Origin of the sequence: Ligilactobacillus faecis (genome assembly GCF_029889745.1) — a bacterium.
Classification (GTDB): Bacteria; Bacillota; Bacilli; order Lactobacillales; family Lactobacillaceae; genus Ligilactobacillus; species Ligilactobacillus faecis.
Genome location: NZ_CP123639.1, coordinates 831,372 through 848,631, shown reverse-complemented (window position 1 = coordinate 848,631; position 17,260 = coordinate 831,372). Strand labels below are relative to the sequence as shown.

At 40.4% G+C, this 17,260-nt stretch carries 16 protein-coding genes and 1 pseudogene; 3 read left to right on the top strand and 14 right to left on the bottom strand.

Annotated features, from left to right (window positions below; genetic code table 11):
- Window positions 1-110 precede the first annotated feature (110 nt).
- From QFX10_RS04165 to QFX10_RS04120, 10 genes are all read right to left on the bottom strand, one after another.
- Window positions 111-1,340 carry a nucleotide sugar dehydrogenase gene (locus QFX10_RS04165; RefSeq protein ID WP_280606953.1) on the bottom strand — a complete coding sequence of 410 codons (1,230 nt, stop codon included), beginning with the start codon at window positions 1,338-1,340 and terminating at the stop codon, window positions 111-113.
- Between the two features lie 359 nt (window positions 1,341-1,699).
- A complete protein-coding gene (gene rbsU, locus QFX10_RS04160; RefSeq protein WP_280606952.1) occupies window positions 1,700-2,587 on the bottom strand; it encodes a ribose/proton symporter RbsU in 888 nt (295 codons plus the stop codon).
- A 13-nt stretch (window positions 2,588-2,600) separates the two neighbouring features.
- Window positions 2,601-2,993 (bottom strand): D-ribose pyranase, encoded by a 393-nt coding sequence (rbsD, locus tag QFX10_RS04155; protein WP_280606951.1) that lies wholly within the window; start codon window positions 2,991-2,993, stop codon window positions 2,601-2,603.
- Window positions 2,994-3,914, bottom strand: coding sequence for a ribokinase (gene rbsK / locus QFX10_RS04150; protein WP_280606950.1), 921 nt, complete (start codon window positions 3,912-3,914; stop codon window positions 2,994-2,996).
- 107 nt (window positions 3,915-4,021) lie between these two features.
- Window positions 4,022-5,014, bottom strand: coding sequence for a ribose utilization transcriptional repressor RbsR (rbsR, locus tag QFX10_RS04145; RefSeq protein ID WP_280606949.1), 993 nt, complete (start codon window positions 5,012-5,014; stop codon window positions 4,022-4,024).
- 343 nt (window positions 5,015-5,357) lie between these two features.
- Window positions 5,358-6,431: an ABC transporter substrate-binding protein gene (locus QFX10_RS04140; protein ID WP_280606948.1), complete on the bottom strand. Its 1,074-nt coding sequence runs from the start codon at window positions 6,429-6,431 to the stop codon at window positions 5,358-5,360.
- A complete protein-coding gene (locus QFX10_RS04135) occupies window positions 6,428-7,258 on the bottom strand; it encodes an ABC transporter permease (RefSeq protein ID WP_280606947.1) in 831 nt (276 codons plus the stop codon). The genes QFX10_RS04140 and QFX10_RS04135 overlap by 4 nt, the downstream gene beginning before the upstream one ends.
- Window positions 7,258-8,061 carry an ABC transporter permease gene (locus QFX10_RS04130; protein WP_280606946.1) on the bottom strand — a complete coding sequence of 268 codons (804 nt, stop codon included), beginning with the start codon at window positions 8,059-8,061 and terminating at the stop codon, window positions 7,258-7,260. The genes QFX10_RS04135 and QFX10_RS04130 overlap by 1 nt, the downstream gene beginning before the upstream one ends.
- Window positions 8,048-9,160: an ABC transporter ATP-binding protein gene (locus tag QFX10_RS04125; RefSeq protein ID WP_280606945.1), complete on the bottom strand. Its 1,113-nt coding sequence runs from the start codon at window positions 9,158-9,160 to the stop codon at window positions 8,048-8,050. Before QFX10_RS04125 ends, QFX10_RS04130 begins: the two co-directional genes overlap by 14 nt.
- A 103-nt stretch (window positions 9,161-9,263) precedes the next feature.
- Window positions 9,264-10,022, bottom strand: coding sequence for a formate/nitrite transporter family protein (locus tag QFX10_RS04120; protein WP_280606944.1), 759 nt, complete (start codon window positions 10,020-10,022; stop codon window positions 9,264-9,266).
- A gap of 103 nt (window positions 10,023-10,125) precedes the next feature.
- Between QFX10_RS04120 and QFX10_RS04115 the strand changes: the two genes are divergently transcribed.
- Window positions 10,126-10,848, top strand: coding sequence for a YoaK family protein (locus QFX10_RS04115; protein WP_280606943.1), 723 nt, complete (start codon window positions 10,126-10,128; stop codon window positions 10,846-10,848).
- Here the strand turns inward: QFX10_RS04115 and tnpA are convergent.
- On the bottom strand, window positions 10,836-11,285 hold the full coding sequence (gene tnpA / locus QFX10_RS04110) for an IS200/IS605 family transposase (protein ID WP_280606436.1): 450 nt from the start codon (window positions 11,283-11,285) through the stop codon (window positions 10,836-10,838). The two genes, QFX10_RS04115 and tnpA, sit on opposite strands and share 13 nt — an antisense overlap.
- Before the next feature lie 74 nt (window positions 11,286-11,359).
- Here tnpA and QFX10_RS04105 point away from each other — a divergent pair.
- A pseudogene (locus QFX10_RS04105) lies at window positions 11,360-12,610 on the top strand (RNA-guided endonuclease InsQ/TnpB family protein).
- A gap of 221 nt (window positions 12,611-12,831) precedes the next feature.
- On the opposite strand, the gene QFX10_RS04100 reads toward QFX10_RS04105, so the two are convergent.
- Genes QFX10_RS04100 through QFX10_RS04090 form a run of 3 tightly spaced genes read right to left on the bottom strand, consistent with a single transcriptional unit; the run spans window position 12,832 to window position 15,295 of the window.
- Window positions 12,832-13,599, bottom strand: a complete 768-nt coding sequence (locus QFX10_RS04100; protein WP_280606942.1) for an ABC-2 family transporter protein — start codon at window positions 13,597-13,599, stop codon at window positions 12,832-12,834.
- Window positions 13,596-14,372: an ABC-2 family transporter protein gene (locus QFX10_RS04095; protein WP_280606941.1), complete on the bottom strand. Its 777-nt coding sequence runs from the start codon at window positions 14,370-14,372 to the stop codon at window positions 13,596-13,598. The genes QFX10_RS04100 and QFX10_RS04095 overlap by 4 nt, the downstream gene beginning before the upstream one ends.
- A complete protein-coding gene (locus QFX10_RS04090) occupies window positions 14,369-15,295 on the bottom strand; it encodes an ABC transporter ATP-binding protein (RefSeq protein WP_280606940.1) in 927 nt (308 codons plus the stop codon). The genes QFX10_RS04095 and QFX10_RS04090 overlap by 4 nt, the downstream gene beginning before the upstream one ends.
- Before the next feature lie 179 nt (window positions 15,296-15,474).
- Here QFX10_RS04090 and QFX10_RS04085 point away from each other — a divergent pair, with 179 nt between their 5' ends.
- Complete coding sequence (locus tag QFX10_RS04085) at window positions 15,475-17,142, top strand: IS1182 family transposase (protein WP_280605405.1); 1,668 nt, start codon at window positions 15,475-15,477, stop codon at window positions 17,140-17,142.
- The last annotated feature ends 118 nt before the right edge of the window (window positions 17,143-17,260 follow it).

Genomic DNA, 17,260 nt, shown 5'->3' with positions numbered 1-17,260 from the left:
TTCCCTTCCTGATTTATTGACCTCAACACAAATGACCGCTCTGTCTCCACCCCATATTTTTCTTTCTTAATGGATATCAAGTCAGCCTTTGATCTGTGCTACGCGTTATGCTAATCACGCTTAAAAATATCTTTCGTATAAACTTTCTCTCTTACAGGATCTAATTCTTTGACATAGCGGTTAGCCACGATGAGTTCAGCCTGTTCACAAAAAGTTGCAAAGTTTTTAGCCACGGGATACCCTTTCCATGTTTCACCAGCTACTTTAGGTTCAAAGATCAGCACTTTGATATTTTGAGCTTGTAAACGCTGGAGCACCCCTTGGATCGAACTTTCTCTAAAGTTATCTGAATCAGTCTTCATCGTTAAGCGGTAGATCCCAACGATCGCATCTTCTTTTTTATCTGCCAAAAGTTCCAAGATCCGCTGTGCGATAAAATCTTTCCTAGTCGCATTTGAATCGACGATCGCCTTCATCAAGTTTTGAGGGATAGAATCATAACTGGCTAATAATTGTTTCGTATCCTTAGGTAAACAATATCCACCATAACCAAAAGAAGGATTATTGTAGTAAGCCCCGATCCTAGGATCTAATTCTACTCCTCGAATGATCGCACGTGTCTCTAACCCTTTCATCTCTGCATAGGTATCTAGCTCATTAAAAAAACTGATCCGCATTGCTAAATAAGTATTAGAAAAAAGTTTAACGGCCTCTGCTTCGGTAGTTGACATCGTCAAGATCGGCGTATCTTTTCTATACGCCGTTGTCTGAAGCATCGTTTTGAAACACTCAAGCGTCTTAAAAACGGTTTGATCTTTTTCATCAAATCCAAAGATGATCCGACTAGGATAAAGGTTGTCATATAACGCTTTAGTTTCGCGCAAAAATTCCGGACTAAAAGCCAAATGCGCTTGGGGATAACGTTCACGCATAGTTTGCGTGAAACCTACAGGTACAGTTGACTTGATCAAGATCGTCGCTTGCGGACGCTGCTTTAAAATTTGCGCGATCGTCGTTTCAACTGAACTTGTATCAAATTCTGCTAGGTCTGGATCATAATTAGTTGGAGTCGCAATGATCACTAGATCCGCTGAACCAAAAGCTTCAGTCGTATCCAAAGTAGCAAATAATTTCAGCTCTCTAGTTGTGAAAAAGGTTGTGAGTTCTTTATCTTCAAACGGCGAGATCCGTTTATTGACTTGAGCTACACGTTTAGCATCGATATCCATAACGCATACAGGATATTTTTGACTAAGTAACGTTGAAATACTCAAGCCAACATAGCCCATGCCGACGACCGTTACTGATAACGCTTTAGTTTTTTGCCCATTCTTCTCCATTGCTACCCTCTAACTTATAAATCGCTATGTTTCTCATTTAAGGACTAAGTGCCAATTTCCGTGAGTTATCAACCATGTAAACCTATCTTATCTAAATTTAAATTAATATTTCCTTTTACAAAAACATTTATAACTTTTCTTAATTTAACTTTATTATAAAACTATTATATCTTTACCATATAATATACCATCTAGCTTTGACCCAGACAAATATATTGTTTTTTTTATGTATTATTATATATATAAATTAATATTTATATTTTTCTGATGTTCAGCTAACTTTTACACGCGATTTTTTATAAAAAAACAGCGCCACACTCCAAAAATAAGCGTTAGCGCTGGTTTTTCTTATTTTGATCTTAGAGCATAACGGTAACCGCGGCAGCACTTAGGATCAAGAGCAATCCAATGAGCGTAACAGTCATTTCTTTAGCTGTCTTCTTTTGCCCTAAGAACCAAATACCTGTCAACGTTGCTAAAACGACCGAAGTTTGCGAAAGGATAAAGCCTGTCGCTAATCCGTTCATATTTGGTTGCGCTGAGATCAAGTAAGTCAAAGCTGCAAAAGCAAAGAAGAAGCCAGAAAAGATCTGCTTATACGAAACACTTTGCGTAAACGGTGAGTTCTTTGGATCTTTGATCGATAAGTATAAAGCATAAACGCTCGCTGCAATGACCATTCCAAGCGCTTGAGGCAAGAAAGCTTTTATCCCATCGATCTTAGCTTGTTGTGGCGCGGCTGAATAGAGCCAATAGCCGATCTCACCAACAGCTAATAAAAGCACTGCTTTCGTCAAAACTTGTGTGTTTTCAGCCGTCTTTTGTTCACTCCAGACTGTCAAATAAGCTCCGATGATGATCACGAATAGAGCTGTAAAGCCGATCACTTTAGCTGTTGTTCCAGGCCAATCACCTAAGTAAAAAACGCCCCAAAGTGAAGCACCTAATAATTGAAAAGCAGTCGTGATCGGCATCGCTTTGGACGATCCGATCAAAGCAAATGAATGAAAAGTGATGATCTGAGCTGTCCCCCAGCCGATCCCAGAAAGGACCGCATAAAAAAGTGCTGCGCCACTAGGCAAACTCAAACCTTGGATCAAAGCCAAAACTAAAGCAAAGATCAGTGTTCCTAAAGTCGAGCCTAAGATCTGATCAGCTGGGCGCCCGCCGATCTTTGAGGCGATCGTTGGATAAAGCCCCCAACCTAAAAGAGGTCCTAGTCCGATCAAAAGTGCAGTTGTGTTCAAGATCCATTACCCCCTAAAATATAACGCCACTTTCTAAAATGATATTTGAATAAGGTGTCATTTCACCTGTCCGAATAAAAGCGTGGCATGTCTTCAAGTTTTGTTTCATCTCAGCATGTGGGATAAATACGATCTCCGTTGGAAAACGCTTCTTTAACTCTTCTAACTGTGCTGGATTTTGCTCTTTGATCTCTTCGGCTAAATAGACCCGTTGTACTGCTAATTCAGTCAGAACATTATCTAAAACATCTAAAAAGGCAGGTGATCCTTTCGACACAGCTAGATCGATCTTTTCAGTCTCTTTTGGAACAGGCATCCCTGCATCCCCGATGCTCAATGTATCAAAGTGACCCATTTGGGCGATCACCCGTGAAATATCTGAATTGATAACGTCTGTTTTCTTCATCTAATTTTCCTTCTTTTCTTCTAATTCATGTTTATATGGGATCGATGGTTGTGCACCAAAACGTTGCACTGTCAAAGAAGAAGCTTGATTACCGTATTTGATAGCTTCGACTAAGTTGCTGAGATCTTTAGCTAAAACAGTACTCAACGCCCCGATAAACGTATCACCAGCGGCTGTCGTATCGACTGCTTTGACTTTATAAGCAGGAACTATCCCGGTTTGACCAGCGTTGCTATAAAATGCACCTTTGCTCCCGATCGTAATGATCACCGCTTTGATCCCTAAAGCATGGAGCTTAGCAGCGGCTTGTTCCATGCTCTTTTCGTCGGTAACTTCAACGCCTGTCAAAACCTCAGTTTCAGTTTCATTTGGAATGATCAAGTCTGTCGTTTCCAAAAGCTCTTTTGGAACGATTTTCATTGCAGGCGCGGGATTTAAGATCGTCGTGACGCCTGCTTTACGCGCAAGCTTGAAAGCTGCGATCGTACTGGCTAGATCACTTTCAAATTGAGCGATCACAAAATCACTTTTTTCGATCAGATCTGCGTGTTTTTGCACATGTTCTGGTGTGATCTTTCCATTAGCACCAGCATGGATCACGATACTATTTTCGCCCTTTTCATCCACGACGATATATGCTTGCCCTGTCGCTACCTTTTCTAACTTAGCGATCCCGCTTAGATCGATATCTTCATAAGATAAGAGTTCTAACATCGTCTTACCAGCATCATCATTGCCAACAGCTCCGATAAAATTCGTCTTGGCACCAGACCTTTTAGCTGCTACTGCTTGATTAGCACCTTTGCCACCACCAGCAGAAAAGACTTCTGAAGCATGGATCGTCTCACCAGGGCGCGCCATCGCTTTGACACGGATCGTCCGGTCTAAATTGATACTTCCGATCACTGTTACTGTATTCATAATTATACACCTCTAACCTTTGTTGATAAAATCTTCTTTTGGCTCAGAACAAGTATTAAAACGTTTTAATTACTGCACCTAAAAGATAACACATTTTTGAAAGCGTTTCAATTATTTTGGATGACTGACGCCCGTTCGATCAATTCAACTGGCAACATTACTTGTTGATAAGCACTTGTTGGCTCTTTCAGACGTGCTAAGATCAGCTTGGCTGCCGTTTTACCTAGCAACGTTAGCGGTTGCTTGATCGTCGTCAAAGCTGGCGTCACATACTCACACATTTCAACGTTATCATACCCCACGACGCTCAGATCGCTCCCGACCTTCTTTCCATGCTCGGCTAAGCCCCGATAGATCCCAAAAGCAAGCTCATCATTCAAAGCAAAAACAGCACTGACTTTAGTCGTTAAAAGTTTGGGAACACTGGCTTTTCCACCAGCTTTAGAAAACTCAGTCGTAAGCACCAGCGCCTCTGGATAGTACTCTAAAAAACCTTGCATCCGGCGCTTTAAATTGGCTGGTAGTACTTTTGGGACGACAAGTGCAACTTTTTTGTGACCTTTTTTAGCTAAATATTCTGCAGCTAAGCGTCCCCCAGCACGATCATCTAACAAAAGCGCATCACTTTGCCCATCAGGTGCTTTTTGATCCAACACAAGATAAGGACGCTTTTTAGCTGTTAGCACTGTTTGTAAGGCTTTATCTGAGATCGATGGACTCGCAATGATGAAACCATCGACTCCATGTTGTGCAAATTCGAACAAACACTGCTCTTCTTTAGCTCCGTCAAAGCCACCATTACCTAAGATCGCAATAAAACCTGCTTGGAATAAAACTTCTTCGATCCCTTTAACTAACGTATTGAAAAAAGGATTGGTGATATCAGGAACTAAGATCCCGATCATCATACTCTGTTTACCGACCATTTTTCGCGCTAAATAGTTGGCTTCATAGCCTAAATCTTCTTTAGCTTGGCGAACTCGTGCGACTGTTTTAGGATCAAAACGTTTCGCCTGCCCATTTAAGATCTGTGAAACAGTTGCCGGCGAAACTTGGGCATATTTAGCGACATCTTTGATCGTTACTTTCTTTTTTTCCACTGAGATCCCCCCTTGTAAGCTTGATTATCTTTATTTTACAAACGCTTTCATGATAGTGCAAAAAAAAGAACTGCTCCGACAAGCAGCTCTTTTTTGATACCGACCTTCCACAGTCGACATCACACCGTATAATAGAAACTTCAGAATAACATGAAATCTCTCGTCTGTCAAGCTAAAAAAGGCTAGAGATCACTCTAGCCCTTAAGTTGAGGATATATACTATATCAAGGAGCGATCCTTGATCATACTAACATTGATTATCTGACATCTCTGCAAGGGAACTTATCCCTCCAAACATGATTATACCGCACCTTGAGGCGAATCAAAAATGATTTGCTCAGCATTAGTTGCGATACATCTTGAGCTCTAAAAAGAGATCGTTATATTTCTCAAGATATTTTGACCCGAGATCTTCATAGATCTCCATTTGCTTCAAACGAGCAGCGCTTGGATAAAAAGCTTTATCACTTGTAACTGAACGAGGTAAATATTGCAAAGCCCCTTGGTTTGGGGTCGAATATCCGATATATTCAGCGTTTTGCGCTGCATTTTTAGGCTCTAGCATAAAATTGATAAAGGCATACGCCCCAGCTTTATTTTTCGCTGTTTTCGGGATCACTAAGTTATCGAACCACAGATTCGTGCCGCCTGCTGGGATCACATAGTGCAAATGTGGATTTTTAGCGATCATATCAGCTGCTTCACCTGAAAAAGTAACGGCTACACTGCTTTCCTCATTTGCCATATATGTTTTGATCTCATCAGAAACGATCGCTTTAGCGTTAGGTGTCAAAGCTTTGAGTTTTTCATAAGCTGCATTTAGCTTCGCATCGTTTTTAGTATTGAGTGATTCGCCCATGCTAGCCAGGCCGATCCCCATAAACTCACGCGCCCCATCAATAAACATGATCTGCTTATCAAATTGCTTGTCCCATAACGCATCCCACGTCTTAAACTGCGAACTTCGGTAAAATTTATCGTTATACACGATCCCTAAAGTCCCCCAAAAATAAGGCACAGAATATTTATTTTGCCGATCAAAAGCTAAATTTAAATATTGAGGCGCAATATAGCGCAAATTAGGCAATTTTTGCTGATCGAGTGGTAAGAGCAAATGCTCTTTTTTCATCTTTTGGATCATATAATCACTGGGAACAGCAACATCATACGCAGTCCCGCCTTGTTTGATCTTAGTGAGCATCGCTTCATTCGAATCAAATGTCTCATAATTGACTTTGTAGCCAGTCTCTTTTTCAAACTTTGTGATCAACTTCGGATCGATATAGTCGCCCCAGTTATAAATATTGACGACTTTAGCATTTTGCATCCCAGAAGTTTTTTCGAGCCAAACGATCCCGAAAAAGAGCACACAAATGATCAAAACGATCCCAATAAAAAGAGAACGCAATTTTTTCATCGTAACCGCCCCCGTTTCTTTTTCTTATTGCTTGAACGTTCTTCTTTGCTGATATAGTAGTAGCCAACAACTAAGACTAAAGCAAATAAAAAGACTAACGTACTGAGTGCATTGATCTCTAAACTGACGCCTCGGCGTGCGCGCGAATAGATCTCGACAGACAGAGTCGTAAAACCATTTCCGGTGACAAAAAACGTTACGGCAAAATCATCAAGTGAATACGTGAAAGCCATAAAATAACCTGCGATGATCCCTGGTGATAAATAGGGCAAAATGATCTCGCGCAAGATTTGGCGATTATTGGCCCCTAGATCATAGCCAGCCGTGATCAAAGAATCACTCATCTCTTGGAGTTTAGGTAAGACCATCAACACGACGATCGGGATACTGAAACTGACATGGGCCAAAAGCACGGTCCAAAATCCCAGAGAAAAACCACTAAAAAGCGTCCCAAGTGTGATAAATAAGATCAAAAAACTAGCCCCGATCGTAACATCAGGCGAAACGATCAAAATATTATTTAGTGAAAGAAACGTTGTCTTATGCCGTCGTTTACGCAGATAATAGATAAACAACGCGCCAAAGATCCCGATCAAAGTCGCAAGCAGAGCCGATAAAAAGGCGAGTAGGAAAGTATTTAACAAGATGATCACTAAACGCGTATCGGAAAAGAGCTCAGCAAAATGCGTCAGCGATACACCTTCAAACTTATTCATCGTTTCCCCGGCATTGAATGAATACACGATCAAATAAAAGATCGGTAAGTACAAAAAGGCAAACATCAAGATCAAATATAAGTTAGCCCAACTAAACTTTTGTTTATGCATTATTTTTTACCTGCCTTCTTTTCACCCGTCAAAAGCATGACGATCACCATCGCGATGATCAAAACGACGCCGATCGTCGCACCTTTGCCCCAATTTTGCGTCACCATAAAATGCTCTTCGATCGCTGTTCCTAAAGTGATCACGCGGTTACCGCCGATCAAACGCGTCAACATAAAAAGCGATAATGAAGGGATAAAGACGGCTTGGACACCACTTTTGACCCCACTTAACGATAAAGGAAAAACGACTTTCGTAAACGTTTGAAAAGAGTTCGCTCCAAGGTCTTTACTAGCCGTGATAAATGAAGCTGGTAATTCATCTAACGCATTAAAAAGTGGGATCACCATAAACGGCAGTTGGATATAGACGGCAACGATCAAAAAACTGAAATCTGTAAACAAGATCTGTTTAGGTAAGATCCCAAAAAAGCCTAAAAAGTTGTTCAGACCGCCATGTACCCCAAAGATCCCGATAAAGGCATACGCTTTTAATAAAAGGTTGATCCAAGTCGGCAAGATGACTAACAACAGCCACAGCTCTTTATGCTTTAATTTTGTCAAAAAATACGCCATCGGATAACTCAACAATAGTGTGATGACTGTGATCAGTAACGCATACCAGACTGAGTTGAACGTCATCAATAAATATTTGCCTGAACTAAAATATTCAGCGTAATTAGCAAGCGTAAAATGACCACTTTGATCAAAAAATGAATAGGTGATCACTAAAATGACTGGTGCCAAAACAAAAAAGAGCAACCATAAAAAATAAGGGATCGCAAGTAAAAGATTATATCGTTTCATCGGCTTCCCCCTGATCTTCATAGCTTTCTAAGCGGGCATCAAATTCAGCTTCGGACTCATTAAAGCGCATAACATGAATATCTTCAGGATCAAAGTAGAGCCCGATCTCACTACCAACAGACGCTTTTTTAGTCGAATGAACGATCCATTCATTTTCCATCTCATCTTGGCAGACGATCTCATAATGAACTCCGCGGAAAAGCTGCGTCAACACTTTGACACGTAATTTACCTTGTGAAACGTCTGTCAATTCAAGATCTTCAGGGCGTAAAACGACTTCGACCGGTTCATTTGGACGCATCCCTTCATCGACACATTCAAATTCTTTGCCGGCAAATGCGACTAAACAGTCTTTGATCATGATCCCGTTTACGATGTTACTTTCACCGATAAAATCAGCTACATAGTGATTGATCGGTTCGTCGTAGATATCGACGGGACTGCCACTTTGCACGATATTACCATTATTTAAAACAAAGATCTCATCACTCATCGCTAACGCTTCTTCTTGGTCGTGGGTCACAAAGATAAAGGTGATCCCTAAACGTTGCTGGAGCTCACGTAATTCATATTGCATATTCAAACGAAGCTTATGATCTAACGCTGATAAAGGTTCATCTAAAAGTAAGATCTTTGGTTCATTGACGATCGCCCGGGCGATCGCGACCCGTTGGCGCTGCCCCCCTGACATCTCACTGATCCCACGCTTTTCATAACCAGCCAACTGCACAAGACGCAAAGCTTCCTTGACTTTCTTTTTGATCTCTTCTTTAGGTACTTTTTTGATCTTCAAACCAAAAGCGATATTTTCAAAAACATTCATATGCGGAAAAAGCGCATAATCTTGAAAGACTGTATTTACTTGGCGTTTATTAGCCGGGATCGCATTGATCTTTTTACCTTCAAAATAGATCTCACCTGTAGTTGGTTCTGAAAAACCTGCGATCATTCGTAAGATCGTCGTTTTACCACACCCAGAAGGTCCAAGTAACGTATAGAACTTGCCCTCCTCAATATCAAAACTGACTTTCTTTAAAACTGGCACATCGTCATCATAGCTTTTAACTACATTTCGAAAAGAAATGATCGGCTTTTTCATACTCTCAACCCCTTCAACATATTTGATCACTAAGCTTTATTATAACAAAAACCAATTTTACCGATAAAAAAGCCAACAGACAAGAGCCTGTTGGCAAAATAGTTTATTTTCGCGTCGCTAACGTATAGGGGAGCGCTAAAAAAATGATCGCGCCAAGCATATTACCTAAAGTCACCCATAAGAGATTATAGCCCCAACCGGCAACAGAGACGGCATTACCGACTGGTTCAAGTAAAGCTGCCGTCAAAAGCGTCATGTTAGCGACACTATGTTCAAATCCAGAAGTAAAAAAGGCTAATAAACACCAAAAGACCATGATCAATTTTGCGGCGTCGCTTTTAGTTTGAAAAGTCATCCAGATCGCTAAACAGACTAAAATATTACATAAGATCGCACGTGTCAGTAACTGTGTCGGTGTCGCACTCATCTTTGCCACTGCTGTCGTTGCCATTGCCGTAGCCACACCTTTGACTTGGAGACCAGTTGCGTGATAAAGCAAAGCTAAAACGATCGAACCACAGGCATTCCCTAACCAACAAACGAGCCATAAATAGAGCGTTTCAGTCCAGCTGACTTTTTTAGTCATCAGACCAACACTTAAAACAAAATTACTGCCAGTAAATAACTCCCCTCCAGCGATCACGACTAAGCTCAAAGCGACCCCAAAGACGGCGCCCATCGCCAGTTTTGTCACACTTGCACCATTTAGTTGACCGCTGACTGTAAAAGCTAATAAGATCCCAAAGCCGATATACATCCCAGCCAACATCGATAAAAGAAAATAACTAAGTGGATCACGTCGTAAGAGGCCTACTTTATTTTGAGCTGCCTTTCCGACTTGATCGATCTGTGTTTTAAACATCTTTGCAACCCCTTTCATATAATTACTTTAATTATACTAAAGAACATTCCTTTGACCTAGTCCTTCGAAGTGCTAAAATAAAATTTAGTAAAATCGTCAGGAAGTGAGTCCGATCAAAGTCGAAGAATCGATCAAACAAAAATACGCCGAGTCGCTTTTAGTGGGGTTGACTTTAGCCTTTTGTGGGGGCTATATCGATGCCTATACCTACGTCTTACGTGAACATTCGCTTGTCGCTGGGCAAACTGGCAATATCGTCTTTTTAGCCGTCGATATCGTCAGTAAAGGTTTTGTCTTGACAGAGACGCGCTTGTTTACTTTGATCTTTTTTGTTTTAGGGATCTTTACGATCAGTTTTATCGCCGAAAAATTCAAGTCGCCTTACGTCAAGCCACTCTCCTTGATCCCTTGTATCCTCGCTTGCCTTGTGATCGGCTTTTTGCCTGTCAGCACGCCTGATTACTTGGTCGTTCCGCCGTTAGCATTTGGCGTCGGGATCCAAACGACATCTTTTAGTAAGATCGAAGGTATACCGTATAACAACTCCTTTTTGACTGGGAACGTCAAAAAAGGCATGATCGCTTGGAACGGTTTTTTCTTTAGCCATAGTCTAGACGAAAAACACGCTGCCCTGCTTTATTTTGAGATCACCTTTTCGTTTGCGCTAGGTGCTTTAGTTAGTGCCAGTTTGCAAAAGATCTGTGGGATCAAAACGATCTGGCTGATCGTTTTGATCTTATCTGTGATCGTTTGGCGCTATCTATATCTTTTAATGAGATTCAGCCGGAAATCCCGTGACTTTAGTCATGGGAATCAAGCTCCGTAAGGAGCTTTTTTCATCTCATTGTATTTTTGATCGTTTATATATTTCTCAACTACTTCTTTACTCATATTACCTAATGTGCTCATGTAGTAACTAGGCGACCATAAATGACCACCCCAGTATCGGGACTGCCGAATTTCCGGGTGTCGACGTAAGAAAATAAAGGCACTTCTGCCTTTGAGCGCTTTGATGGCGCTAGTCGGTGCCTTGCTAGGCGGAAAGCTAATTAAGACATGAACATGGTCAGGCATAACTTCCATTTTCTCGATTAAGATTTCGTTATCCTCGGCTACTTGCCATAGGATATCCTTCATTTCGTTTGATAACTCATCAGTAGTAAAAGTTTTATGACGATATTTAGTAACCCAAATTAGATGGAAATGGAAGTTATAGATATATCGTCTGGTATATACTGCGTCTTTGATTTTATCTTTACTCATTTTATTTACCCCTATATTTATTATCATTGACATATGATACAATATCATTATATCAATTAAGGAGGTGAAATTAAATGAAGTCAATGGCAAAAATGCAATATCATTATGGCCTGAAAATGCGTTGCTACCCTAGTGACCAACAAAAGCAGTTGATTAAAATTAACAGTGACGCTAGTCGCTTTATCTATAACGAAATGGTTGCGATCGGTAAGGAACTGATGCAACTTCGCAGAGTTAAGTTATCGATTGACACAGTCCAGGAGCGCATTAAGCAACTAACTATGCGTCAAAACGCTAAACAATTGTCTAATCACTATCAATTTTTAGAAGATAAACGAATTGACAGTTTGGCGAAAGCTAATGCCATTCAGAACTACCGAAAAGCTTAGAATTCTTTTCGGAAGATTCACACTGCTGGTGTTCCTAAATTTCATCGAAAGAGTTATCGCTGGCGTTATCAAACCAATTGTCAATACCCAGGGCAAAAGACTGCGTTGCTAACTAACGGTACAGTATGTTTTCTAGATAATAGCCATATCAAAGTACCTAAAATAGGATTGTTACGTGTTGCCGGTTCCCAAGCACGTCTCTTGAGGAGAATGTGTGAGACTAGAATTGGTACTGTGACATTGACTAAAGATCCAGCGGATCACTTCTTTCTATCAATGCAACTAGCTTCAGATGAACCTTTTGTTAAAGTGTCCAAGGCTAATCACGGACATATTGGAATTGATCTTAATACTGATAATTTCTTAACCGATAATGAAGGTAACACAGTTCCTAATCCACGATATTATCGCACTATTAAAGGTAAATTAGCTAAAGAACAGCGTATTCTATCTAGACGACAACGGCGTGTCAAAAAAGAACATCGTTCTTTACGCGATAGTAAAAATTATCAAAAGCAACGCTTGTTAGTTGCTAAACTCCATGCCAAAGTAATGAACCAAAGACATAATTTTCTCCAACAAATCTCTACTGCACTAATCAAGAACCACGATTTAGTAGTAGCTGAGGAGTTGCGTAGTAAGAATATGCTCAAGAATCATGCTTTAGCGCTTAGTATTTCTGACGTTGGCTGGCGTTCCTTTCTCGGCATGTTGGCTTATAAAGCAGATCTATATGGTCGACAATTTATCACAGTCAGCCCAAGAAATACTACACAAACATGTCACAATTGTGGCTTTGTGATGGGTACTAATGGCACGAACAAACTAACGTTAGCTGATCGAAAATGGACGTGTCCGAACTGTGGTATTCATCATATTCGTGATTGGAATGCAGCTAAAAATATTCTGGATAAGGGAATTGCTAAATTATCCTAGCTTATCTGTCCCTATGGCAACCTGGGGACATAAAAGGCGTTGGTAATTAGACGACCGCTACTTGATTGCAACCTTGGTTGGTCAAGCAAGTTGTCCCTATCTACGCAAATTGTGGTCTGAAATCCACGAGGATTTTCGGCTCACAAGCCATTGACTTTAGTCAGTGGTGGTTGACGACAACAAAAAAATAACGGTCCCCCAAAATAGCGGACCGTTATTTTTTAATTTGCAGACACATAGTGCGTCAAACCTCTTTTCCAAACAACTTTTGAGAGTAAGTAAAACCCTAAGTCTAGCAGCGCTAAGTACCCTAAAGACCAGACCGCCTTTTGCCCTTTTACCACCATAACTGGTAAATTGCTCAATAACAAAAACGGTAAAACATACAAGAAGAACAGTTGGAAGACTTTTGGGAAAAAGACTTTCGGACGACTCAAAAGATCAGTCAGATCTTCCACTAATCCGGTAAAACTCAACGGACTTTCAAACCAAAAGGCCAAACAAACTAAGAGTTGATCGATCACAAACAAAAAGACAACGCCTAAAAATACTGCTGACAAAAGACCAATGAGCTGCATGAAACTCAGATCATATTGCGCTAATAAGTACACTAAGACCCCACTAGTACAAAGGGCATTGAATAAACTCGGTAGATCAAAATTACCGGCGGAAACGAACCAATATGGATCGACAGGTCGCAACAGTTGTTGATCTAAAGTTCCTTCTAAAATATGGAAACTGAGTTCTTCATGTCCGATCAGAAAGAAAAAATCATACAGATACGTGATTAAAGCGATCGCAGTGATCAAAACAAAATAGTCTGAGCGCGACCAACCTTTCACAACAAGATCAGCTTCAAAGTAAACATAACCTGTCAAAAGCTCGATCCCGTAAAAGACTAAAGCTAGGCTAAAAGTCATCAGACTGGTCGCACGGTAGATCGTAAATTGCCGAACACTTTGTTGCCAAATAATCTTAATAACTCTCATACACTTTCGACCCCTTCGTAACGACACAACCCGCGCTTTGAGGCCCACTGATAGAGTTTAAACGCGATCAGCCACCAGATGACGACTGCCAAAAAAGCGCGACTATAAGTGGCTAAAGTGAATGGCTGCAAAAGCAAACGCGCTAAAACATCAGAGACGAGCGAAAAAGGATTGTACTGGAGCCAGGCCCAAAGACCTTTGGGCAGTAACGTCAACGGAAAATATTTACCACCTAAAACTAAATAACAGGCGTTGACTGCAGCCCGTAACGGCCACAGCTCGATGAGCCAAAAACTCAGCGTGCCTAACGTGAGCATGAGCGTAAAAAACATCCCTAAACTGACTAACAAGTAGAGGCTAAGTAACAACAGAGTCGTTAAACTAACATGCGTCAATTTAGCGATCAAACCTAACATCACTAACTCTAAAGCGATCCCAAGTGCATGTGCACCTAAGAAAAAAGCTAAATTTTCACCGTAAAGTGAGAGTGGACGATACAAAAGCGTATTCAACTGTCCGCTTTTGATCTGGCGGGCTAAACGAAATGCCGGTCCAGTACTAAAGACGAGCGTCAAAAAGTTAGCGACGATCAAATAGTGGATCATCTGTGTTAAAGAATAACCATTTTTTTGCGGTCCGACTTGATAAAGTGTCGTCCAGATAAAGAGCGTTATCCCCAGTTGCAGACAGACTTTGATGAGTGTTACAACTAGTTGTGCGCGATAACTCAGACTGCGCTGTAAGCTATTGATAAAGATAAACAAATATTTCATCGCTTATCCCCTTTTTCAAAGAGCTCAAAGATAAAATCTTCTAAGCTCAGCCCTTGGCGCTTTAACGACACTAAATTTTTGAGCTCGACTTGTGCGAGAAAATTGGCCAGCTGCTCTTGTTCGACCCGGATCTTTTCAACTTGGCCACCCGTCAAGAGCTCGGCTGTGAAAAACTGGTGTTGAGCAATGTTACACGTGAAACATGTCAGCGGTTCGTTGTAGATCACTTTGCCATCCATCAAGATCAGAAGCTGATCAGCTAACTGTTCGATATCTTTGACATAGTGTGAAGTCGTAATGATCGTCGTGTGATATCTCTTATTTTCAGTGCGCAAAAATTCATAGATCGCACGTTGTGTCACTAGATCTAATCCTAAAGTCGGTTCATCTAAAAAAAGATATTTCGGCTGATGCAATAAAACAGCGATCAGTTCACATCTGACCCTTTGTCCTAAAGAGAGCTTACGCACTGGGATATCGAGCAATTCGGTCGCATCTAAGCGTAAACTCAGCTCTGCTAGGCGTGCTCGATATTGTGCTTTTGGTAAACGATAGATCGCAGCTAACATGTCAAAAGTCGCCTGTGGCGGGAGATCCCAGGATAATTGCGATTTTTGGCCTAACAAAACACCGATCTGTTGTAAAAACGGCTTTTGCTTTTGACTGGGAAGATAACCATCGATCTTGACTGTTCCTGTTTTAGGAACTAAGATCCCTGTCAAAAGTTTGATCAAAGTCGTCTTACCTGCACCATTAGGGCCGATCAACCCGACCATGGCACCCGACGCAAGCGTTAGATCTGTCGGCTGTAAAGCTTGGATCTTTTCAAATTTACGGGAAAAAAGGTCTTGGACACTGCCTTTAAAACCACTTTGGCGTTTAAAAGTCGTATATTCAAACGACACATCAGTTAATTCGATCACGGCGTCCCCTGCCTTTCAAAAAAGACTCACCGTTATTGCAATAACTATGGGGGCTGGGAAAAAACTCAGTTCTAATAAAGAAAGAGGCTCACGTCGAATTTTTTCAACGTGAGCCTTTTCATATGATCGATCTCTTGCTAATATTAAGTTGTCCAAAAATAATAAAGGAGAGACCTACCATGTATAAAAATTATAACACATCTGAATTAGAATTGGATATCACTTATTCAATGAAATTACCTGCTGATCATATTGCTGTTTTGATCAGTCATTTTGTTGATTCGATCCCCCAAGATATTCTTTTAGAGGACACTTCACATACCGGTCGTCCAGCTTTTCATCCAGCTATGCTTTTAAAAATGACTTTATTTGCTTACCATGAATCCGTCTTTTCTGGTAGAAAGATCGCTAAATTGAATCAATACTATCTTCCAATGATGTGGTTAAGCGGAAATACTTCTGTTAGTTATAAGACTATCAATAACTTCCGGTCAAGTGATCATGCTAAAGAAATCATCGAAAAAGCCTTTGTGCTGTTTACCTTGCTTCTATCTAAAAATGGTATGTTAGATGCCGATGAAGCTTTATTTATTGATGGTACTAAATTAGAAGCTGATGCTAATCGCTATAGTTTTACCTGGAAAAATGCTTCTGATAAGTTTGAAAAGTCGCTTGATGAAAGAGTAGCTAAGACCTATGACGAGCTGATCCAACACCAAGTTGATATCGCTATTTCAAAAGATATGCTGGGGTCCAGTGATGCGATAAAGGAGCTTATTAAGGGGACCGATCTTAAATTAGATGCGATTGAAGAAGATATCGCTACTGAACCTAAAGTCATAAAAGGTGGTTCAAAAAATAAGCGAGCTCGTCGAAGACTAAAAAGCATCAAACGCAAACTCCAAACTGATCTTCTGCCAAGAAAAGAAAGATACGAACGTAATAGGAAGATCTTTCAGGGACGAAATAGCTTCTCAAAAACAGATAATGACGCTACTTTTATGCGTTTAAAGGAAGATCATATGAAAAATGGGCAACTAAAGCCTGCTTACAATTTACAGATCGCGACTAGCGGTCGCTTTGTCCTACATTATGATATATTTCCTAACCCAACGGACACACGGACATTAGTGCCATTTTTAAAATCTTTTACTAACTTAGAACTATTCAAATATATAGTGGCGGACGCTGGATATGGGAATGAAGCTAACTATCAGGCTGTTACTGATATGTTTGAAAAAATTCCCTTGATGCCCTATCCAATGTATCAAAAAGAACAGAGTCGCAAATACAAAAAAGATCCACGCAATATCAAAAATTGGACATATCATGCAGAAGATGATTATTATACAGATCCTGACGGTGTAGTATTTAAGTTTCAAAGATACAGTTCAAGTGTGGACAAATATGGATTCAAAAGAAACTTTAAAGTTTACGTAGCTGATGTTTTCCAGGCCACTAAAGAACTTGAAAACTTAGCTAAGACACCTAAGGGCTATCAGCGAACTAAAGCCATAAATTATAACTGGGAATTTTTTAAAAATAGTGCCGCAGAAGACCTTTCAAGTGAAAAGGGTTCAAAGATCTACGCGAGAAGACGTACAGATGTTGAAACCATTTTCGGAGATATGAAGGGTAATTTTGGCGTACGCCGAGTACATGTTAGAGGAGAGAAAGCAGTTCGAAATGAGATCGGACTGATACTTTTGACGATCAATATATCAAAATTATGGCACCTATTCAAAGAAATAGGGGGAGGATTTTTGAAAAAACGATCCGAAAACAAGCATAAAAGAAAAATACCTGATCAAATTTCTCAAAAACGAGATTTGATCAGGTATTTTTAGTTCAGGCTAGTAGTTTTTTCCCAGCCCCTTGATTATATGCTTTTCTTTCAACGATACAAGCGTTTTTTTTGAGTAAATTATTTTAGCATAAAGCCTTTAGCTTAAACAAAAAAGACGA